At 73.9% G+C, this 20485-nt stretch carries 16 protein-coding genes; 5 read left to right on the forward strand and 11 right to left on the reverse strand.

Features of this window, described 5'->3' with window-relative positions; genetic code table 11:
- Window positions 1-24 precede the first annotated feature (24 nt).
- The gene (locus tag JT721_RS01640; RefSeq protein ID WP_205471141.1) at window positions 25-585 is read left to right on the forward strand and encodes a hypothetical protein; all 561 of its coding nucleotides are present in this window, start codon (window positions 25-27) and stop codon (window positions 583-585) included.
- Between the two features lie 21 nt (window positions 586-606).
- Here JT721_RS01640 and JT721_RS01645 read toward each other — a convergent pair whose 3' ends face one another.
- The 11 genes from JT721_RS01645 to JT721_RS01695 all read right to left on the reverse strand — a co-directional run bounded on the left by JT721_RS01645 (window position 607) and on the right by JT721_RS01695 (window position 15028).
- Window positions 607-2547, reverse strand: a complete 1941-nt coding sequence (locus JT721_RS01645; protein ID WP_205471142.1) for a hydantoinase B/oxoprolinase family protein — start codon at window positions 2545-2547, stop codon at window positions 607-609.
- A complete protein-coding gene (locus JT721_RS01650; protein ID WP_307827828.1) occupies window positions 2544-4655 on the reverse strand; it encodes a hydantoinase/oxoprolinase family protein in 2112 nt (703 codons plus the stop codon). The genes JT721_RS01645 and JT721_RS01650 overlap by 4 nt, the downstream gene beginning before the upstream one ends.
- A 124-nt stretch (window positions 4656-4779) precedes the next feature.
- On the reverse strand, window positions 4780-5199 hold the full coding sequence (locus JT721_RS01655; protein WP_205471143.1) for a hypothetical protein: 420 nt from the start codon (window positions 5197-5199) through the stop codon (window positions 4780-4782).
- 547 nt (window positions 5200-5746) lie between these two features.
- Complete coding sequence (locus JT721_RS01660; protein ID WP_205471144.1) at window positions 5747-6316, reverse strand: hypothetical protein; 570 nt, start codon at window positions 6314-6316, stop codon at window positions 5747-5749.
- A 94-nt stretch (window positions 6317-6410) separates the two neighbouring features.
- Entirely contained in the window at window positions 6411-7802 is a 1392-nt protein-coding gene (locus tag JT721_RS01665) for an amidase (RefSeq protein WP_205471145.1), read from the reverse strand.
- Window positions 7799-8443 (reverse strand): carbon monoxide dehydrogenase subunit G, encoded by a 645-nt coding sequence (locus tag JT721_RS01670; protein WP_205471146.1) that lies wholly within the window; start codon window positions 8441-8443, stop codon window positions 7799-7801. Before JT721_RS01670 ends, JT721_RS01665 begins: the two co-directional genes overlap by 4 nt.
- A complete protein-coding gene (gene cutA, locus JT721_RS01675) occupies window positions 8440-10872 on the reverse strand; it encodes an aerobic carbon-monoxide dehydrogenase large subunit (RefSeq protein ID WP_205471147.1) in 2433 nt (810 codons plus the stop codon). The genes JT721_RS01670 and cutA overlap by 4 nt, the downstream gene beginning before the upstream one ends.
- Complete coding sequence (locus JT721_RS01680) at window positions 10869-11366, reverse strand: (2Fe-2S)-binding protein (protein WP_205471148.1); 498 nt, start codon at window positions 11364-11366, stop codon at window positions 10869-10871. The genes cutA and JT721_RS01680 overlap by 4 nt, the downstream gene beginning before the upstream one ends.
- On the reverse strand, window positions 11363-12232 hold the full coding sequence (locus JT721_RS01685; RefSeq protein ID WP_205471149.1) for a xanthine dehydrogenase family protein subunit M: 870 nt from the start codon (window positions 12230-12232) through the stop codon (window positions 11363-11365). Before JT721_RS01685 ends, JT721_RS01680 begins: the two co-directional genes overlap by 4 nt.
- Window positions 12229-13620, reverse strand: a complete 1392-nt coding sequence (locus tag JT721_RS01690) for a uracil-xanthine permease family protein (protein WP_205471267.1) — start codon at window positions 13618-13620, stop codon at window positions 12229-12231. Before JT721_RS01690 ends, JT721_RS01685 begins: the two co-directional genes overlap by 4 nt.
- 172 nt (window positions 13621-13792) lie before the next feature.
- Window positions 13793-15028 (reverse strand): CdaR family transcriptional regulator, encoded by a 1236-nt coding sequence (locus JT721_RS01695; protein WP_205471150.1) that lies wholly within the window; start codon window positions 15026-15028, stop codon window positions 13793-13795.
- A 128-nt stretch (window positions 15029-15156) separates the two neighbouring features.
- On the opposite strand from JT721_RS01695, the gene JT721_RS21540 reads away from it, so the two are divergent.
- The 4 genes from JT721_RS21540 to JT721_RS01715 all read left to right on the forward strand — a co-directional run bounded on the left by JT721_RS21540 (window position 15157) and on the right by JT721_RS01715 (window position 20482).
- Entirely contained in the window at window positions 15157-15864 is a 708-nt protein-coding gene (locus tag JT721_RS21540) for a DUF2877 domain-containing protein (RefSeq protein ID WP_205471151.1), read from the forward strand.
- Window positions 15861-17288 carry an FdrA family protein gene (locus JT721_RS01705; RefSeq protein ID WP_205471152.1) on the forward strand — a complete coding sequence of 476 codons (1428 nt, stop codon included), beginning with the start codon at window positions 15861-15863 and terminating at the stop codon, window positions 17286-17288. The genes JT721_RS21540 and JT721_RS01705 overlap by 4 nt, the downstream gene beginning before the upstream one ends.
- Window positions 17285-18688 (forward strand): DUF1116 domain-containing protein, encoded by a 1404-nt coding sequence (locus JT721_RS01710; protein WP_205471153.1) that lies wholly within the window; start codon window positions 17285-17287, stop codon window positions 18686-18688. The genes JT721_RS01705 and JT721_RS01710 overlap by 4 nt, the downstream gene beginning before the upstream one ends.
- Before the next feature lie 132 nt (window positions 18689-18820).
- A complete protein-coding gene (locus JT721_RS01715; RefSeq protein WP_205471154.1) occupies window positions 18821-20482 on the forward strand; it encodes an ELWxxDGT repeat protein in 1662 nt (553 codons plus the stop codon).
- Window positions 20483-20485: the final 3 nt, after the last annotated feature.

The following is a 20485-nucleotide window of genomic DNA, read 5'->3' on the forward strand; positions in this document are numbered from 1 at the left end:
CCGGATCTCTGCCAGAGTGCGGCCATGGTGGAGATCCAGGCCGCCCCGGCGGTCCCCGTGGGACGGGTCGCGTGGCTCGTCGGTGCGGTCGTGCTGCTGGTGACGATGATGACCTGGGTCTACCTGGTCATGCGGGACGTGATGGGCGTCGGGGGCTCGTGCGCCGACGGCGGGCCCTACGTCTCGGCCCAGCCGTGCCCCGAGGGGGTGTGGATGATGCCGGTCGGCATCCCGGTGATGATGCTGACCGCGTTCGCCGGCACCGCGGTCGCGATCGGCCTGGGCGCCCCCGACCTGCTCTCGCTGATGTGGGTCGGCCTCTTCGGCTCGCTGGGCTGGAACTTCATGGACTTCGGTCTCTTCGACGGCAGCGCCGAGGCGGGCTGGATCGTGTGCGGCGTGCTGTTCTGGCTGATGGCCGCCCCGGTGCTCTACGTCGTGCTGCCCGTCGGTCGCGGCTCGGGCCTGACCGCCCGGGTGAAGGAGAACCGGCTCCGGCCGCCGCTGTGGTGGCTGGCGATCTACCTCGTGCTGGCGCTGGTCGGCATCACCATCGGCACGGTCACCCACGCCGCCTGGAGCTGACGCCATCGTCGTCCGGCCCGCTCAGCCCGCGTCGACGGTCGCGGAGGTGGCGCCGCCGGCCAGCCGCGCGTAGCCGGGCCCGCGATCGAAGAACGCCGGCTCGCCGCGCGTCGCGGCCAGCCGCGACCGGAGCTCGTCGGTGGCGTCGGCGTCGAAGGCCAGGCTGTCGTCGTCGAGCGAGCCGGTCAGCACCACGCCGTAGTCGCGCTCGGCCGCGCTCGCGGAGACCTTGCGCCACACGACGTCGCGCACGACCAGCGCGGGGTCGCGCTCGAGCGGGTCGCCCCAGCCGCCGCCGCCCGTGGTGCGGATCCGGATCAGCTCACCGGCCCGGACCGGCTCAGCGTCGGCGAGGGCGTCGACCTCGCGCTCGGCGGGTCCGCCGGGGTCGATGGTGACCTGGAACGGCGTGCCGGCCCGGCCGCCGCGCACTCCCCAGCAGGCCAGGATCGACCGGTCGGCGATCGACATGAAGTGGGCGTCCTTGAGCATCCGCACCTGCTTCTCGTAGCCCAGGCCCCCGCGGAACTGCCCCGGGCCGCCGCTGTCGACGGCCAGCGAGAGCGACTCGACCCGGAACGGGAACCTGGCCTCGGTGAACTCCGTGGGGAGGTTGCGGGAGTCGGGCACCACGTGGATGGTGTCCTCGCCGTCGGCGTAGTAGCGGCCGCCCGAGCCGCCGCCGAGCACCTCGCGCATGAGGTACGGCCGGCCGTCGAGGTCCTCGCCGTAGACGCCGGTGTAGCGGATCGTCTCCTGGTCGGCCGGCATCCGGCCGTCGACCGCCTTGGCCACCACGCCGGCGAGCACGCCGAGCAGGCGCAGGATCACGAAGGTCCGGGCGTTGGTGGGCGCCGGGAAGACCGGCGTCAGCAGCGTGCCGGGCGGGGGGAACCGCATCTCGATGAGGGGCACGATCCCCTCGTTGACGTCGAGCTCGGCCATCCGCTCGGGCGTGTCGGCGAGGTTGCGCAGGATCGGCGCCAGCCACTTCTTGAGGAAGACGCCGTCGCTGTAGTCGCCGCAGTGGTTGATCGGCCCTTTGGCCTGCGGCGAGGTGCCGTCGAAGTCGAGCACCAGCCGCTCGCCCCCCGGGTCGTCGGGCGCGGTGCGGGTCAGGGTGATCCGCTGGGCGTGCAGTCGCGGCTCGTCCACGCCGTCGTGCTCGGCGTAGTCCTCCCAGACCCAGCTGCCGACCGGGATCTTGGCGAGGATCTCGCGGCGGTAGGTCTCGGTGGTGCGCGAGATGATCGCGTCGAAGCACGACTCGACCGTCTCCACGCCGTAGCGGTCGAAGAGCTCGCCGAGCCGGCGGGCGCCCATCAGGCACGCCGAGCACTCGGCGTCGAGGTCGGCCGCGAGCGACTCGGGCATCCGGGAGTTGCGGGTCATGATCGACAGCGCGGCCCGGTTGGGCACGCCGGCGTCCCACAGCCGGATGGGGGGCACCATCAGCCCCTCCTCGAAGACGCTGGTCGCGTGGGAGGGCATCGAGCCCGGCACCGCGCCGCCGATGTCGTCGTGGTGGCCGAACGCCTGCACGAACGCGACGACCCGGCGCCGGTCGGCCGGGCCCGAGAAGACCGGCACCGTCACGCACAGGTCGGGCAGGTGCCCGATGCCGCCCTCGGAGCGGTAGACGTCGTTGTGGAAGAAGACGTCGCCCTCGCGCATCTCCTCGAGCGGGAAGTCGCGGGCGACCGGGTGGACCAGCGCGGAGTACGACCGTCCGGTGAGCTTGCGCAGCAGCCGGTCGTGGATGCCGGCGCGGAAGTCGTGGGCGTCGCGGATCATCGGGCTCCGGCTGGTGCGGGCGATCGCGGTCTCGACCTCCATCTCCACGCTCGCCAGCGACCCCTGCACGATCTCGACCAGCACCGGGTCGGCGCTCGCTCCGGCGTCGGCGGTGAGGTGGCCGAACGGGAACTGGGTGGGGGCCTGCCTGCTCGTGCTCGTGCTCATGCCTGGCTCCTGGGGTCCGGGGTCACGATGATGTTGAGGAGCTCGTCCACCCGGGCGGTGAAGCCCGGGTGCAGCGGCACGGTGGAGCCGAACTCCTCGATCACGGCCGGGCCGGTGACGACCGTGCCGGGCGCCAGGTCGGGGCGCCACAGCACCGGGGTGTCGACGTAGCCCGCGTCGGCGTCGAAGCAGACCGGGCGCCGGCTCCGCACCGTCGGCGGCGAGCCGTCGCCGACGGGGTGGCGCCGGATCTCGGGGCGCTGGATCGGGCCGATGCCGCTGACCCGGACGTTGACCCACTCGACCTGCTGGTCGGGGTCGCCGGCGAAGTCGTAGCCGTAGAGCCGGCGGTGCTCGGCGTGGAACCGCTCGGCGACCTCGGCGAGCGCAGCGGCGTCGACCAGGCCGTCGGGCACCGGCACCCGCACCTCGAAGGCCTGGCCGAAGTAGCGCAGGTCGGCGGTGCGGGCGAACTGGTGCTGCTCCGGCGCGAACCCCTCGCCCACCAGCGCCGCCGCGGCGCGGGCGGTGAGGTCGTCGACGATGCCCGAGACGACCGCGGGGTCGAGGGCGTCGGCCAGCGCCACGTGGGTCTGCACGTAGTCGTTCTTGACGTCGACCGTGAGCAGGCCGAACGCCGAGACGTTGCCGGGGTCGGGCGGCACCAGCACCGCGGGCAGGCCCAGCACATCGACGAGCCGGCACAGCAGCAGCGACCCCGAGCCACCGAAGGTGGTCAGCGTGAAGTCACGGACGTCGAGGCCGCGCTTGACCGTGACCTGGCGCAGGGCGTTGGCCTGGTTCCAGGCCGAGATCTCCAGCACGCCGGTCGCGCAGGCCTCCGGGGTCAGCCCGAGCCGGGCGGCCAGCTCCTCGACGCCGCGGCGCGCGGCGTCGACGTCGAGCGGGATCTCCCCGCCCAGCAGGTGGGGCGGGATCCGGCCGAGCACGACGTGGGCGTCGGTGATGGTGACGTCGGTGCCGCCCCGGGCGTAGCAGAGCGGCCCGGGGTCGGCGCCGGCCGACTGGGGCCCGACCTTGAGGGTGCCCTCGGGCGAGAGCCAGGCGATCGAGCCACCACCGGCCCCGACCGTCACCACGTCGATCATCGGGATCTTCGACGGGAAGGCGCCCACCGAGCCTTCGGTGGTGAGCGTGGGCTCGCCGTCGATCACCACGCTGACGTCGGTGGAGGTGCCGCCGCCGTCGCTGGTGAGGACCTTGTCGAAGCCCGCCACCCGGGCGATCAGCGCGGCACCGAGGGCGCCCGCCGCCGGCCCCGACAGCACGGTGGTGATCGGCTGGTGCACGACCTCGTCGGCGCTGAGCACGCCGCCGTTGGACTTCATCACGTAGAAGGGGATCGGGCGCTCGGCGTAGGCGGTCAGGCGGCTGGTGATGTTGGAGACGTACGCCGAGAGCCGGGGCTTGACCGCGGCGTCGACCAGCGTGGTCATCGCCCGCTCGTACTCGCGGTACTCGCGCAGCACCTCGCTCGACAGCGAGACCACCGCGTCGGGGTGCTCCTCCGCGAGCACCGCCCGCATCCGCTCCTCGTGCTCGGGGTTGGCGTAGGCGTGGAGGAAGCAGACCCCGAGGGTGGTGATGCCGCGGTCGCGGAACCAGCGGGCGACCGCGCGGGCGCCGTCCTCGTCGAAGGGGCGCACCTCGGCGCCGGTGAAGTCGAGCCGGCCGCCGACGCCCCTGACCAGGTCGCGCGGGACGATCCGGTCGGGCTTGACCCAGAAGTAGGAGTTGCCGTAGCCGTCGGGCACCGACTGCCGGGCGATCTCGAGCATCGCCTCGTAGCCCTCGGTGGTCACGAAGCCGAGCCGGTCGACCTTGCCCTCCAGCAGCTGGTTGGTCGCGACGGTGGTGCCGTGGCTGACCGCGGCGAGCACGCTGCCGTCGCCGGCCGGCACCCCCAGCAGCCCGAGCACCTTGTCGATGCCGGCCATGAACCCGTCGGCGGGGTTGGCCGGCGTCGACGGGGTCTTGGTCGTGACCAACCGACCCGACCGCTCGTCGAGGGCGACCACATCGGTGAACGTCCCGCCGGTGTCGATGCCGACCCGGATCCTGCCGCTGCGTGCGCTGTCGTGCTCCACGCCTCGATCCAAGCGTCCGCGCCACGGCGCCGACCACGGCAGAGGTTGCCGTCGCCCCCGTGCCTCGTTGGCAGGTGCTGCGCCTCGTCGGCAGGGTGCTGCGCCCCGTCGGCAGGTGCTGCGCTCAGCCCCCGGTCACGGCCGCGACCACGCGCGCGGCCTCCGGCGTGCGCAGCTCGAGCTCGACCCGGCCCGAGCGGTCGGGGAAGAGCCGGGCGGCGTCGTAGGAGACCAGGAGGACGCCGGGGCGCGGCTCGGTGGCCGTCAGCCCGGCGAGCGGCAGCGCGGTGCGGGCGACGTCGACGTGGCGCTCCCCGGCACCCCACACGACCAGCCGGCTGCGGGTGAGGAGCACCCCGCCGGAGGTGCGGGTGACCCGGCGGACGGACCTCCTCCCCGGCGCCCGGAAGTCGCGCAACCGCCGGGTGCACGGCAGCCCCTCGGCGAGCACCTCGAGGCCCTCCGCGGTCGCCGCGGCACGCTCGTCGTCGGTGAGGACGTCGCCGGACACCGCCCGCCGCCACACCTCGCGCAGGAAGCCCATGCCCGGGATCGTAGGGCGCGGCGAGCGGTGGTCTGGACCGATGGCCGCCGTTGTCCACAACCGGCGCCGCCTCCGTGTGCACAACCTGGCCCCACCTGTGGACGGCGTGACCCACGTGGTGCACGACCGACGGCCGGCGGTGGAGAGCCGGTGGAACCACGGGAATGTCGCCGGACGAGCCCCGGAAACCCTTGCGCAGCTGGGATCGCAGGGCATAGAACTTCTCCCACGCACTCCCCTCGGGGAGAGCGGGACAGCTCGGAGACGAGGGTCCGTACGACGCGGCGCCGGCTTGCCGGAGCAGCGTCGCGGCGGTTGGGTGACGAGGCCGCTGGGACCGGAGTCGAGGAGCAGTCGACCGGAAGCGTCACCGGTACCGGTCACCTGAGGGGCCCTTGGGACTCATACTCCCAAGGGCCCCTCTCCTATTTCCAGGCAACGCCGCTGGTCTGGTCGCCGCCCCCCGTGGGCCCCGGCCCGACGCGTCCGGACGCGGAACGGCCCGCCTCCCGGTCGTGCGGTAGGCGGGCCGTGCAGCGTCAGCGGGTCAGGGCGCCAGGCAGAGCGCGTAGACGCGCAGGGTGTGGCTGTTGCCGGTCCCGTTGTGGCCACGGACCACCCAGCTGGTGTTGTTGGGGTGGCTGTAGACCAGGTCGAGCGCGGCGGAGGTCGCGTCGGTGAAGGTGCCGCTGGAAAGCTCCCAGTACGCACCACCGGAGATCAGCTGCTCGCCGGCCTGGCAGCTGGTGCTCTGGAACTCGCTCGAGTTGGCCCCCACCGACTGGGTCGTCTGCCGCTGGGTGATCGTCCCCAGCGCGGCCGATCCGATCGAGTTGGCAGCGAGGTCGTCCGCCGCGACGGCGCCCGGCTTGACCGAGTCGGCCACCTTGGCCGACGGCACCTGGCCGAGCGTGCTCTCCTTGATCTTCGCACCGGTGACGGTGTCGTTCTTCAGCTTCTTGCCGGCGATGGAGTTCGCCTTGATGTTCTTGCCGTTGATCTTGCCGGCGGCGTAGCTGGTGCCGCTGACGGCGAGGACCAGCGCCAGCAGCGCGATCACCGTGGTGAACGACGGGCGGCGACGCCGGGGCGGGCAGGTGTGGTCACACGAGGACATGGGCTCCCTTTCGAACCGAGATTGGTGAGGCCCTGTCTAGTGGCTGGCCGGACGGTCCCGGAATAGCACCAACGGGCCAGATCGGCCGCCGGGCTCAGGCGTCGCGGGCGGCCTCGAACGCCGCGCCGATCTCCAGCAGCCGGCGCTCGGAGCCGTGCGGCCCGACCAGCTGCACGCCGACCGGCAGCCCGCCCGGCGTCCGGCCGGCCGGCACCGCCAGCGAGGGGCAGCCGGTGACGGTGATCAGGTAGTTGGAGCGCATCCAGTCGAGGTAGGTCGTCATCGGCCGGCCGTTGATCTCGGTGGGCCACTCCTGCTCGGCCGGGAACGGCGGCACCTGGGTGACCGGGAGCACGAGCAGGTCGTAGGAGCCGAAGAACTCGCGCATCCGCTCCGACAGCGCGGTGCGCTGGGTGTAGGCGCGGGCGACGTCGGCCCCGCTCAGCGTCTCGCCGAGCCGGACGTTGTCGGCCAGCGACTGCTTGAACGCGTCGGGATGGGCGGCGAGCAGGTCGCCGAGCTTGGCGTGCAGGTGCCAGGCGCGCAGGGTGCGGAAGGTGTCGTCGGCCTCCGGAAGGTCGGGCCAGGCGGAGAAGACCCGGGCGCCGTGGCGGGCGATCAGCCGGCCGGCCTGCTCGACCAACGCGGCGACCTCGTGGTCGACCTCGAAGGCCCCGCCGAGGTCGAGGCTCCACGCGACCCGCAGCCCCGCGAGCGTGCCCGAGACCGGGGGCGCGAACGTCGAGCCGGGGTCGCCGAGCGCCTGCGGTGCCCGCGGGTCGGGGCCGGCCTGCACCGACAGCAGCAGCGCGAGGTCGCCGACGTTGCGGGCCAGCGGCCCGGCGACCGACGTGGTCTCCCACTGGTTGTAGAGCGGCCACTCCGGCACCCGGCCGAGCGAGGGGCGCAGGCCCACCACCCCGCAGAAGGCGGCCGGGTTGCGCAGCGAGCCGCCCATGTCGGAGCCGTCGGCGAGCGGCACCATGCCGCTGGCCAGCGCCGCCGCCGCTCCCCCGCTGGAGCCGCCGGCCGAGCGAGTGGGGTCGACCGGGTTGCGGGTGGTGCCGAAGACGGGGTTGAACGTGTGCGAGCCCGCGGCGAACTCGGGCACGTTGGTCTTGCCGATCACGACCACGCCGGCCCGGCGCACCCGCTCGACGACGAGCTCGTCGGCGTCCGGCACGTGGTCGGCCAGCAGCGGCGACCCGTACGTCGTGCGCCAGCCGGCCACGGCGTGGGTGTCCTTGAACGCGAACGGCAGGCCGTGCAGGGCCCCCGGCTCGCCGCGGCGCGCCAGCCACTCGTCGGCGGCGGCCGCCCCGGCGCGGGCCCGGCCCTCGTCGAGCGACACGATCGCGTTCAGCGTGCCGTTGCGCTCGGCGATCCGGGCCAGGTGGAGCTCGAGCAGCTCGCGTGCCGAGATCCGCCGCTCGCGGACGGCGGCGGCCATCTCGCGCGCGGTCGAGTCGACCGAGAGGTCGCTCACCGCCGCCGGCCGAACAGCGACCCGACCACGACGCCCAGCACCACCAGGCCGGCGCCGACCGCGACACCGCGCAGGAACTCGGTCGAGGAGCCCGGGGCCCGCGCCGGTGCCGGCGGGGTGAAGACCGCGCCGGCGGCCGGGGCCAGCGGGTCGCCGGGCGTCGCGGAGGTGACGGAGGCGGGGGGCTCGGCCGACGCGGCGGGCGCGGCGATCCGGTCGCCGACGTTGCCGAAGAACTCCGCGGCCATCCGTCGCGAGACGCTCGCCAGCATCCGCTGCCCGACACCGCCGACCATGCCGCCGACGACCGCATCGGCGTCGTAGGAGATCCGGGTGCCCTCGGCGCCGAGGTCCTCGAAACGGACGTCCACCGTGGCGTCGACCGTGCCGGGCGCGCCCGCCCCGGTGAGCCGCATGGTGAGCGACTCGTGCGGCTGGAGGTCGGTGAGGGAGCAGCTGCCGTCGTAGGTGCCCTTGATGGCGGCGACGCCGGCGGTCACCGTCATCGCGTAGGCGTGCTCGCCGGTGGACTCGAGCCGCGAGCAGCCGGGGATCGTGGCCACCAGGACCGCGGGGTCGAGCAGCGCGTCCCAGACCCGGGCCGGCGGGTGGGGCAGGGTGTTGGACCCGGAGATCTTCACGAGCGCTCCTGTCGGTGCGGCCGCGGCTGCGGGTGCCGCTGGCGCAGCGCGTGCAGCTCGGACGGCGAGATGGGCATGGCGGTGATCGTCAGGTCGGGCAGGGCCACCCGCTCGGCGTCCTCGATCGCGGCGGCGAAGACCGCGGCCGAGGGGATCACCCCGGCCTCGCCGGCGCCCTTGATGCCGAGCGGGTTCAGCGGCGAGGGCGTCTCGAGGTGGTCGATGTCGATGCCGTCGGGGATCTCGGTGACGTAGGGCATCAGGAAGTCCATGAACGAGGCGTTGAGCAGCTGCCCGCTCTCGTCGTAGGCCATCCGCTCGTAGAGCGCGCCGCCCACGCCCTGGGCCACCCCGCCGTGGATCTGGCCCTCGACGATCATCGGGTTGATCAGGTGGCCGCAGTCGTGGACGACGGCGTACTTGAGGATCCGGATCTCGGCGGTGAGCGGGTCGGTCTCGACGATCACCGCGTGCATCCCGGAGGCGAACGTCGCGCGCTCCGGGGAGTAGAAGTCCTTGCCCTCCAGGCCGGGCTCGTCGCCCTCGGCCACCGGCGGCCGGCCGGGGTCGCCCACGGAGAACTGGGTGGCGGCCTTGGAGGCCTCGTCGAAGGCGTAGCGCAGCGGGTTGGAGAGCACCGAGACGGTGCCGAGGTCGATCGAGGTGCCGGGCGAGCCCTTCACCGACACCACCCCGTCGACGATCTCGAGGTCGCGCTCGTCGACCTCGAGTGCCTCGGCGGCGATGCGCAACGCCTTCTCCTTGGCCCGCTTGGCGGCGAGGTGGATGGCCGAGCCGCTCATCACCGCGGCGCGCGAGGCGAAGGTGCCCACGGCGTAGGGCATCCGCCGGGTGTCGCCGGTCACGACCTCGACGTCCTCCATGCGCACCCCGAGCTCGTCGGCGACCAGCTGCGCGAAGACGGTGGCGTGCCCCTGGCCCTGGGTGGTGAGGCCGGTGGCGACCTTGACCTTGCCAGACGTCTCGATGTGCACGTGAGCGCCCTCGTAGGGACCGACGCCGGTGCCCTCGACGTAGCAGGCCAGGCCGATGCCGACCCGGCGGCCCGCGGCCGCCATCTCTGCCTGGTACGCCGGGAAGTCGTCCCACCCGACCAGCGCCTTCAGCTTCTCCAGCGAGGCGGGGTAGTCGCCGGAGTCGTACTCGAGCTCGCGGCCGTCCTGGAAGACCAGACCCTGGTCGAACGGGAACTCGTCGGGCTGGATGAAGTTGGCCGCCCGCACCTCCGCGCGGTCGCGGTCGAGGAAGTCGGCGATCGCGTCCATCGTGCGCTCCATGGCGTAGCAGCCCTGCGGGCGGCCGGCGCCGCGGTAGGGCGTCACGATGACGGTGTTGGTGTAGAGCGACTCGAACCGCACCCGGTAGACCTGCGGCTTGTAGGGGCCGAGCAGCTGGGTCGAGGTGATGATCGGGACGATCAGGCCGTAGGGCGTGTAGGCGCCGTGGTCGTGCCAGAACTCCACGTCGAGCGCGAGCAGCCGGCCCTCGTCGTCGAAGCCGACCTCGATGTGCTGCACCTGGCCGCGCTCGTGGGCCGAGGAGATGAAGTGCTCGCGACGGTCCTCGGTGAACTTCACCGTGCGCCCCAGCGTCCGGGCCGCGAGCGGCACCAGGAGCTCCTCGGGCCACGGGTGGTTGATCTTCACGCCGAAACCACCCCCGACGTCGGGGGTGATCACGTCGACCTGACCCAGGTCGAGCCCGAGCTTCACCGCGACCGCGGCGCGGACGCCCGTGGAGGTCTGCGTCGACGACCAGACCTGGAGCCGGTGGGTGTCGGGGTCCCAGCGGGCCACGGTGCCGCGGCCCTCCATCGGCATGCAGGCGCTGCGCTCGACGGTGAGGTCGAGCTGGAGGCGGTGGGGGGCCGCGGCCAGCGCGGCCTCGACGTCGCCGGTCTTCTGCTCCATCCGGGCCCCGACGTTGCCCGGCACGTCGTCGTGCACCAGGTGATCGGCGGCGCGGGCGCGGTCGATGCCGACCACCGGGGGCAGCACCTCGTAGTCGACACGCACGAGGCCGACGGCGTCCTCGGCGACGTAGCGGTCGTCGGCGACCACGAAGGCCACCGCCTCGCCGACGTAGTTGACCTCGGCGCGCGCGAGGGCGTACTGGGTGCGGCCGTGGGTCAGCGCCGGGTGCGGGATCAGCAGCGGCAGCGGCTCGGCCATCGGCGTCGCGAGCCCGGCGAGGTCGTCGTAGGTCCACACCGCGTGGACGCCCTCGAGGTCGAGCACCGCCGAGACGTCGATGTCGACGATGCGGGCGTGCGCGTGGGGCGAGCGGACCACGGCGGCGTGGAGGGTGCGCTCGTCGACCGCCACGTCGTCGACGTAGCGGCCGTGGCCGCGGAGGAACCGCTGGTCCTCGACCCGCTGCACGGGCGTGCCCATCAGCTTGGTCGTCACGACGCCTCCCCCTCCTCGGCGATCAGCTCGGCGGCGCGCTCGACGGCCCGCACGATGTTCTGGTAGCCGGTGCAGCGGCACAGGTTGCCGGCGATCATGTCGCGGCACTCCTCGTGGGTGGGCGTGGGGTTGTCGGCGAGCCCGGCCGTGATCGTGGTCAGGAAGCCGGGGGTGCAGAAGCCGCACTGGAGGCCGTGGCACTCCGCGAACGCCTGCTGCACCGGCCCCAGCGAGCCGTCGTCGCGGGCCAGCCCCTCGACGGTGGTGATCTCGCAGCCCACCGCGGAGACGGCGAGCATCAGGCAGGCGCGCACCGGGCGGCCGTCGAGCAGCACGGTGCAGGCGCCGCAGACGCCGTGCTCGCAGCCGACGTGGGTGCCGGTGAGGCCGAGGTCGTGGCGCAGCGCGTCGGAGAGCAGCCGGCGCGCAGGCACGCTCACGTCGTGGCCCACGCCGTTGACGCTCAGCCGGACGTCGTGGCGGGTGTCGCTCATCGGGCGGTCCCCCTCTCCCGGGCGCGGTCGTAGGCGGTGCCGACGACCCGGGCGGTCAGCACCCGCACCAGCTGGGCGCGGTAGTCGGCGGTGGCGTGGACGTCGTCGGCCGGGTCGAGGTGCGGCAGCACGACGTCGCCGAGGTCGGCGAGCGCGGCGGCGTCGACCGTCGTGAGGGCGTCGGTGACGTCGACGACGGTCGGCAGGTCGGCCACCGACACGAACCCGGCCCGCGCCGACACCACCCGGTCACCCTCGACCCGGACGACGGCGGCGACCCCGCACAGCGCGTAGTCGCCGTGCCGCCGGGCCACCTCGTCGAACGCCACCCCGGCCCCCGGCTCGAGCGCCGGGAACCAGGCCGAGGTCGCGATCTCGTCGGGGGCCACCGAGCTCTCCAGCGGGCCGAGGTAGAGGTCGTCGGCGGCGATGGTGCGGGTGCCGCCCACCGAGGCGACGTCGACCGAGCCGCCCAGCAGCCGCAGCACCACCGGCAGCTCGGAGGCCGCGTCGGCGTGGACCAGCGACCCCACGGTGGTGCCGCGGTTGCGGATGGTGGCGTGCGCGACGTGGGCGAGCGCCATCCCCAACAGGGGCTGACGCTCCGCCGCGGCGGTCGAGGCGAGCACGTCGGCGTGGCGGGCCAGGGCGCCGACCCGCACCCCGTCGTCGGTGACCGTGACGGCGTCGAGGTCGGGCAGGCCGTTGATGTCGACGAGGGCGGCCGGCGCGGCCAGCCGCATCGACAGCAGCGGCACCAGGCTCTGACCGCCCGCGAGCACCTTCGCCCCCGGCTCACCGGCCAGGATCGCCAGCGCCTCGGCCAGCGATCCCGGACGGTGGTAGTCGAAGGGGGCAGGCTTCACGGCTCCTCGTGCACCCCCGGCTTGCCCACGGCCAACATCGTGCCATCCCCACCCTTGGGCGCCACGAGCCGAGCCAGGTGGTAGCCGGCGATGACGACGATGGTGCCGAGCGCGATGCCGCCGAGGGTGAAGTCGTCCCACACCTCGAAGACGCCGGTCGTGTCGAGGCCGATGCCGAGGATCAGGCCGGCCGCGACCGGCACCAGGTTGGCCGGGTCGGCGAAGTTGACCCGGTTCTCGATCCAGATCTTCGCGCCGAGCAGGCCGATCATGCCGTAGAGCACCAGGGTGATGCCGGCCAGGACGCCGCCCGGCGTCGCGTAGACGACCGCCCCGAACTTGGGCACGAACCCGAGCAGGATGGCGACGACCGCGGCGACGTAGTAGGCGGCCGTGGAGTAGACCCGCGTGGCTGCCATGACGCCGATGTTCTCGGCGTACGTCGTGGTCGGCGAGCCGCCCACGGCGGTGGCGATCACGGTGCCGACACCGTCCGCAGCGACCGCGCGACCCATCTCGGGGTCGAGGTCCGTGCCGGTCATCCCGGAGACGGCCTTGACGTGCCCCATGTTCTCTGCCACCAGCGCGATGACGGCGGGCAGCGCGAGCAACGTGAAGGTGAGCGAGAAGTCCGGCCAGTGCCAGCCGACCTCGGCCATGTTGCCGAGCTCGTTCTGGTTGCCCACGAGACCGGCGACGGTCTTGTCGGGGAAGCCGAACCAGTCGGCCTGCTTGACGGTGTCCCAGTTGACCCGGTCGCCCTCGACCCCGCCGACCCCGATCAGGTCGAAGATCCACGACAGCACGTAGCCGAACACCAGTCCGAGGAAGATCGCGATCCGGCCGAGGAAGCCGCGCAGGCCGACGGCCATCAGGATGACGGCGGTCATGGTGATGATCGCGATCCAGCGGTCGGCGGGCATGTAGACGTCGGTGGCCACGCCGGCCAGGTTGAAGCCGATGATCATCACGACCGCACCGGTCACGACGGGCGGCAGCAGGGCGTTGACGAACCGCGGCCCCGCGACGTGGATCAGCACGCCGACCAGGCCGAGCACCACGCCGCTGACGAGGATCGCGCCGGTGACGTCGGCGGGGCCGCCCTCCTGGGCGTAGATGGCGCCGGCGCCGCCGACGAACGCGGCCGAGGTGCCGAGGTAGCTCGGCACCTTGCCGCGCACGATCAGCAGGAAGCAGATCGTCGCGATGCCGCTCATCAGGATGGCCAGGTTGGCGTTCAGGCCCATGATGATCGGGAAGACGAACGTCGCCCCGAACATCGCGACCACGTGCTGGGCCCCGATCCCGACAGTCTTGCCCCAGGCTAGGCGCTGGTCGGGGGCGACCGGCTCGCCCGGCCCCGGATCGACCACGTCCCACTTGAACATCGACACGGTGCACACACCCCTCTCCCGGCCCTCGCCGGGTGGTCAAGATCGGTTCAACCTAGTGAGACGCATCTGACACCCAACACGGCGACGTTTGCCGAAGGAACGCCGGAGCCGCTGGCACCACTTGCTTCGCGGGCACCGTGGCAACGCCACGGTCATCGGCGTGCAATCAGCCGGTGATCTCCAGCACCCGCAGCGCCACGGCGACGTCGAGCCGCAGGTGGGGGTCGCTGGAGAGGGGGCCCAGCAACCGCTCGAGCTTGGAGACCCGGTAGCGCATCGTGTTGTAGTGGAAGAACTGCAGCCGCGCGGCCTCCGCGACGTTGAAGTTCGTGTCGAGCAGCACCTGCAGGGTCTCGCGCAGGTCGGCGGCCTCCGAGGTGGTGTCGGCCAGCGGGCCGAGCACGTCGTGGGAGAAGGCCCGGAGCTCGTGGGTCTCGGGGATCAGCGCGATCAGCCGGTGCAGGCCCAGGGAGTCGAAGAACGTCGTCGACCCGCGACCGTGCACCCGGCGTCCGACCTCCACCGCGCGGCGGGCCTGGGCGTAGGCCTCGGGCAGGTCGTCGAGCCCGGCCGCCAGCCGGCTCACCCCCACCGAGAACGAGCGCCGCCCGCCACCCTTGTCGCCGGCGACCGCCATCACCACCCGGCGCACCACCTCGTGCCCGGGGTGCGGCTCGCCGTCGCCACCGGTGATCGGCAGCAGGGCCACCACCTCGGAGGAGAAGTCGACGCACGGCACGCCGGGATCGGCGCCGCGGGTGACCACCCGCCAGGCGGCGGCGAACCGCTCCTGCCACCCCCGGCGCACCGCCCGCGACACCGGGGACTCCTCGGGCAGCGGCGGGTCGATCTCGGCCGCGACCACGACGACCGGGCGGTGCAGGTCCCAGCCGAAGGTGTCGGCGTGCTCGGCGACGTAGTCCTCGTCGTTGACCGGGCCGCCCGCCCGCCGCAGGAACAGGTCGCGCAGGAAGTCGCCCTGGTACTTGTTCTCGACCGCGGCGACGGCCTCCTCGCGGGTGATCAGCAGCGCCGCGACGGCGGCCGCCCGCTCGAGGGCGTGGACGTCGTCGTCGCCGAGCGCGCCGTCGTCGCGCAGGCAGACCAGCCGGGCCAGGTCGACGCCGCCGGCCGCGACCCGCAGGGTGCGGAGCGCGCCGTCGCCGAGGGCGATGCCGCCGCCGGTGACCCGCTCGACCCGCAGCCGCCCGGTCGCGTCGACGAGGTCGGCCCCGCGCAGCCGCGCCCGCTGCTCGTCGGTGAGCGCCGCCGCGCGCTCCCGACCGTCGGTCGAGGTGACCACCACGCCGACGGAGAGCACGCGCGCCACCTCGGCGGCGATGCCGTGGAGGTCGCCGCCCTCGAGCACGATCTGGGTGAGCCCGCTGTGCAGGGCGTCCACCCGTGCCAGCGCATGGGCCGCGTCGATGGTTCCGGGTCGCTGGTCTGGCAAGGTCTGGAGCCTCCTCCGGGTTCTGTTGGCACATCCTCACATGGGCCAGGTCGCGGCGGCTTGGCTAGCGTCGGGGCGTGACCCCCGCCGCGCCCTTCCCGGCCAGCGCACCACCGCGGGTGCTCGACGCCCTGCGGGGTGCTCCCGACGGACCCGTCCCCGTGGTCCACCGCGGCGACCGGGCGGTCTACGTCGGCCTGGCCGGCTGGTGCGTCGGCGTGCTCACCCGCGACGCCGCCGCCGTGCCGTGCGGCCTGCGCACCCGCCTCGACCTGCTGCCGCCCGTGACGTCGGCCCGGATCGCCGCCGGCGTGCTGCACCTCGACGAGCACCCGGTGGTCGTCGGCCGGGTGCACCCGGTGGCGGTGCCCGACCGGCGCGACCTGCGTGACCCCGGCCGCGTCGCGACTCCGCCCGACGCCGCCGCCCTCGTGGGTTCGGGCGACGGGCTGACCCCGCAGGGCGACGACGTGCTCTGCGGCTGGCTCGCGGCCTGCCGCGGCCTCGGCGTCGCGACCCCCGAGGTCGACGCCGCGGTGCGCGGGCTGCTCCACCGCACCACCCTGCTCTCGGCCACCCTGCTCGACTGCGCGCTGCAGGGCGAGGTGCTCGACGAGTTCGCGGCCTGGCTGCGTGCCCTCGGCACGGCCGACGCGACCGCCGCCACCGCCCGCCTGCTCGCGGTCGGCCACACCTCGGGCGCCGGGCTGCTCACCGGGGCCCGCCGAGCCCTGCTCTCGCTGGGCGCCGGTGCCGGCGTCGCCGGACTGGAGGAGGCCGCATGAGCCGCACCCACGTCGAGCTGCGCGGTGGGGCCTACGCCGACTCCGTCGCGCTGCTCCAGGTCAGCCGCACCGTGCAGGGGGTCGAGGGGGTCGCGGCCGCCCAGGTCGCCATGTGCACCCCGCTGAACGTCGAGGTGCTCGAGCAGATGGGTTTCGAGGTGCCCGACGCCGCCACCCCCAACGACATGGTGGTCGCGGTCCGGTTCGCCGACGACGCCGGCGACCCCGACCGCGCCCTCGACCGGGCGCTGGCCGCGGTCGACGAGGCACTGGCCGGCCTGGGCCGCCGTACGTCGGGGTCGGCGGAGGTCGCCCCCGCGCGCACCACCGGCCGCGCGCTGCGCGAGGCGCCGGGCGCGCTCGCGCTGGTCTCGGTGCCCGGGCCCAGCGCCCTGGTCGAGGCGATGGACGCCCTCGACGCGGGCCACGACGTGATGGTGTTCAGCGACAACGTGCCGGTCGAGCAGGAGGTCGCCCTCAAGCGGGTGGCCAGCGAGCGCGGGCTGCTGGTGATGGGTCCCGACTGCGGCACCGCGGTGCTGGGCGGCGTGGGCCTGGGCTTCGCCAACACGGTGCGCCCGGGGCCGGTCGGCCTGGTCGCGGCCAGCGGCACCGGCTGCCAGCAGGTGCTGGCCCTCCTCGACCACGCCGGCGTCGGGGTCAGCCACGCGATCGGCGTCGGCGGGCACGACCTGTCCGCGGAGGTCCGCGGCCTGTCGACCCTCGAGGCCCTGCGCCGCCTCGACGCCGACCCGGCGGTCGAGACGGTGCTCCTCGTCTCCAAGCCGCCTGCCGACGACGTGGCGGCCGAGGTGCGGGCCTTCGCTGACGGGCTGTCGACACCGGTCGGCCTGGCCCTGCTCGGCGCCGGCCACCCCGACCTCACCGAGGCGACCGAGGCGCTGCTGCGCTCTCTCGGCCACGAGGTGCCCGCGTGGCCCGTCGCCGGGTCGGCGTCCCCCGCGACCAGCGGCCAGCTGCTGCGCGGGCTGTTCGTCGGCGGCACGCTGGCCAGCGAGGCCCGGATCGTCGCCGAGGGCCTGCTCGGGGACGGGGCGTCCGACGGGCACACCTTCGTCGACTTCGGCGACGACGCCTACACCGCAGGGCGCGCCCACCCGATGATCGACCCCACGCTCCGCCTGGAGCACCTCGCCGAGGCCGGGCGCGACCCCGAGACCGCGGTCGTCCTTCTCGACGTGGTGCTGGGCCACGGCGCCGAGCCCGACCCGGCGGCCCTGCTCGCTCCCGCCGTGGCGGCACTCGACCAGCCGGTGGTGGTGGCCCTGGTCGGCACCGGCGGCGACCCGCAGGACCGCGACCGCCAGGCGGCGGCGCTGGTCGAGGCGGGCGCCGAGGTCCACCTGTCCAACGCCGGCGCCACCCGCCGTGCCGTCTCGCTGCTCCCCGGAGGCCCCCGATGACCGTCGTGTCCCCCACCTCCGTCGTGTCGGTGGGCGCCGACCTGTTCGCCGACGCGGTGGCCGGGCAGGCCGTCGACGTCAGCCGCGTCGAGTGGCGCCCGCCGATGCCCGGCACCGAGGCCGACCTGGCCACCGTCGCCGCCGACCCCCTGCGCCGCGACGCCAACGAGCGCGCCCTGGCCGCGATGCTCGGCGTGACGGCCCACCTGGTCGACGTGGTGCCGGCCGCCAATGCGCTGGGCCTCGAGCCCGGCCAGTTCCTGCACGCGGGGCCGCCGATCGCGTGGGCGCGCGCCTCCGGCCCGCTGCGGGGGGCGCTGATGGGCGGGGCCGCGCTCGAGGGGCTGGTCGACGACCCCGACGACGCCGTCGCGCTGTTCGAGTCCGGCCGCACGGTGAGCCTGGAGCCGTGCCACCACCGCGGCGCCGTCGGCCCGATGGCCGGCGTCGTGACGCCGAGCATGTGGATGTTCGTCCTGGAGGACCTCGAGACCGGCCGGCGCACCCACTGCTCGCTCAACGAGGGCCTCGGGAAGGTGCTGCGCTACGGCGCCTACTCCCCCGAGGTGATCACGCGGCTGCGCTGGATGGGCGACGTGCTCGGGCCGCTGCTGCAGGCCGCCGTGCGCGCCACCGGGCCCGTCGACGTGACCGGCATCCTGACCCAGATGCTCCAGATGGGCGACGAGGCCCACAATCGCAACCGGGCCGGCACGCTGATGCTGCTGCGCGACCTCGCGCCGGCGATGGTTGGCACCGGCCACGACGGCGCCGCCGTCGCCGAGGCGCTGCGCTTCGTCGGCGGCAACGACCACTTCTTCCTCAACCTCGCGATGCCGGCCTGCAAGCTCGCCCTCGACGCCGCCCGCGGCATCGAGGGCTCGACGATGGTCGTGGCGATGGCGCGCAACGGCACCGACTTCGGCATCCAGGTCGCCGGCACGGGTGAGGAGTGGTTCACCGGCCCCGCCCAGCTGGCCGACGGGCTGTTCCTCGGCGACTACGGGCCCGAGGACGCCAACCCCGACATCGGCGACTCCGCCATCACCGAGACCGCCGGCATCGGCGGGTTCGCGATGGCGACCGCGCCCGCGATCGTCCGCTTCGTCGGCGGCACCGTGCCCGACGCTTTAGCCACCACCCGCCGGATGCACGAGATCACCCTCGGCGAGAACCCGCGCTGGTCGGTGCCCGTGCTCGACTTCCAGGGCACGCCCAGCGGCATCGACGTGACCAGGGTCTGCCGCACCGCGATCCTGCCGCAGATCAACACCGGGATGGCGGGGCGCGAGGCCGGCGTGGGCCAGGTCGGCGCCGGGCTGGTCACGCCGCCGTCCGAGATCTTCCCGCTGGCGCTCGCCAGGCTGGCCGAGCTGGCGCGGGCGCGCGCCACGGCCTGAGCCCGGTCGTTCAGCATTCATCCTCGCTAGACCAGCCGGGCCCGTCCCTTGCCGCGACATCGTTGCGTTACGTAACGTTACGACACGTAATGACGACCGGCTCGACGTCGAGCCCCTCACCTCGGAGTCCCGATGAAGCGCACCCTCGCCGGCAGCAGCGTCGCTGCCGTCGCCCTGTCCTCGCTCGCCCTGGGCGCGACCACTGCCCCCGCCCAGGCCCACGGCGGCGTCGTGCCGCAGACGCTCAGCACGTTCGCCGACATGTTCACCGGCGACATCTCGGCCACCACGGCGGCGTACACGGTCTTCTACGTCGACGACGGGGTGCACGGCTTCGAGCCGTGGGTCACCAACGGCACCCAGGCCGGCACCCGGATGCTGGCCGACGTCCGCCCCGGCGCCGCCGGCAGCAACCCGGGCAGGTTCACGGCAGTGGGCAGCAAGGTCTACTTCGCGGCCACCTCGCCGTCGCACGGCGAGGAGCTGTGGGTCACCGACGGCACGCCCGCCGGCACCCACGAGGTCGCCGACATCAGCCCCAACGCCGTCGGCAGCCACCCGTCGGCCCTGACGGCCGTGGGCGACTGGCTGTACTTCTCCGCCGACGACGGCACCCACGGTGCCGAGCTGTGGCGCACTCGGGGCACCGGTCCCACCACCTCGCTGGTCGCGAACGTGGCACCCGGGGACCAGAGCTCCGGCCCGCAGGGCATGGTCGCCCTGGACGCCGACACGGTGCTCTTCCGCGCCTACACCGTCGCCGAGGGCACCGAGCTGTGGCGCACCGACGGCACGCCGGCCACGACCTCGCTCGTCGAGGACGTCAACCCCGACGGTGGGTACGCCGACCCGACGGCGCTGACCCGCGTGCGCGACGGCCTGGTCGTGCTGCGCCTCGACGACGGGGTCCACGGCGACGAGCTGTGGCGCACCGACGGCACGGCCGCCGGCACGTCGCTGGTCAAGGACGTCAACCCCGGTCCTCCCGACATGGGCACCTTCCGCACGGTCCTGCTGGGGAAGCGGGTGCTGTTCGAGGCCACCACCGCCGCGCACGGGAAGGAGCTCTGGCGCACCGACGGCACCCCGGCCGGCACCGCGCTGGTCAGGGACATCTCCCCGGGCGCCCCGTCCGGCGACCCCGACTACTTCCGGGTTGTCGGCAACCGGCTCTTCTTCGCCGCGCAGGACTCGCGCGGTCGCGAGCCCTGGGTCAGCGACGGCACCACCGCGGGCACCCGCATCGTCAAGGACCTGCGCCCCGGCGCCGACGGCAGCTCGATCTCGTTCATCCTCCCCTACGCCGGCCGCGCGGTCTTCGCCGCCAACGACGGCGTGACCGGCGACCAGCCGTGGACCACCGACGGCACGGCGGCCGGCACCCTGCGCAGCACCCACGGCGCCGCGTTCCAGACCTTCGACCTGCGGGTGCACGGCGTCCACGGGCGCCGGTTGGTCCTCCTCGGCCACACCCCTCAGGGGTACGCCGCCCTGGGGCTCGACCTGGTCAGGGCACTGACCATCCACTCCGCCAAGCCCCGACTCAAGGTCAAGGGCGGCGGCAAGGCCAAGGTGGGTCGCAAGCTGACGGTCAAGCCGGGCGCCTGGGAGAAGGGCACCAAGCTCCGCTTCCAGTGGTTCCGCGCGGGCAAGAAGATCAAGGGTGCCGACAACCGCACCCGCAAGATCGTCCGCAAGGACCGGGGCAAGAAGCTCAAGGTCAAGGTGACCGGCACGCTGGCCGGCCACACCACCGTCGTCCGGTGGACGGTGCCGAAGCGCGTCGGGCGCTGACCC

Origin of the sequence: Nocardioides sp. SYSU D00038, assembly GCF_016924665.1 — a bacterium.
In the GTDB taxonomy this organism is placed as follows: Bacteria; Actinomycetota; Actinomycetes; order Propionibacteriales; family Nocardioidaceae; genus Nocardioides.

Bases quoted from the DNA above. Each gene is read 5' to 3' on its own strand.
- JT721_RS01640 (WP_205471141.1), top strand. From the start codon at position 25: ATGGTGGAGATCCAGGCCGCCCCGGCGGTCCCCGTGGGACGGGTCGCG.
- JT721_RS01660 (WP_205471144.1), bottom strand. From the start codon at position 6,316: ATGTCCTCGTGTGACCACACCTGCCCGCCCCGGCGTCGCCGCCCGTCG.
- JT721_RS01715 (WP_205471154.1), top strand. From the start codon at position 18,821: ATGAAGCGCACCCTCGCCGGCAGCAGCGTCGCTGCCGTCGCCCTGTCC.
- JT721_RS01680 (WP_205471148.1), bottom strand. From the start codon at position 11,366: ATGAGCGACACCCGCCACGACGTCCGGCTGAGCGTCAACGGCGTGGGC.
- JT721_RS01655 (WP_205471143.1), bottom strand. From the start codon at position 5,199: ATGGGCTTCCTGCGCGAGGTGTGGCGGCGGGCGGTGTCCGGCGACGTC.
- JT721_RS01710 (WP_205471153.1), top strand. From the start codon at position 17,285: ATGACCGTCGTGTCCCCCACCTCCGTCGTGTCGGTGGGCGCCGACCTG.
- JT721_RS01690 (WP_205471267.1), bottom strand. From the start codon at position 13,620: ATGTTCAAGTGGGACGTGGTCGATCCGGGGCCGGGCGAGCCGGTCGCC.
- JT721_RS01705 (WP_205471152.1), top strand. From the start codon at position 15,861: ATGAGCCGCACCCACGTCGAGCTGCGCGGTGGGGCCTACGCCGACTCC.
- JT721_RS01645 (WP_205471142.1), bottom strand. From the start codon at position 2,547: ATGAGCACGAGCACGAGCAGGCAGGCCCCCACCCAGTTCCCGTTCGGC.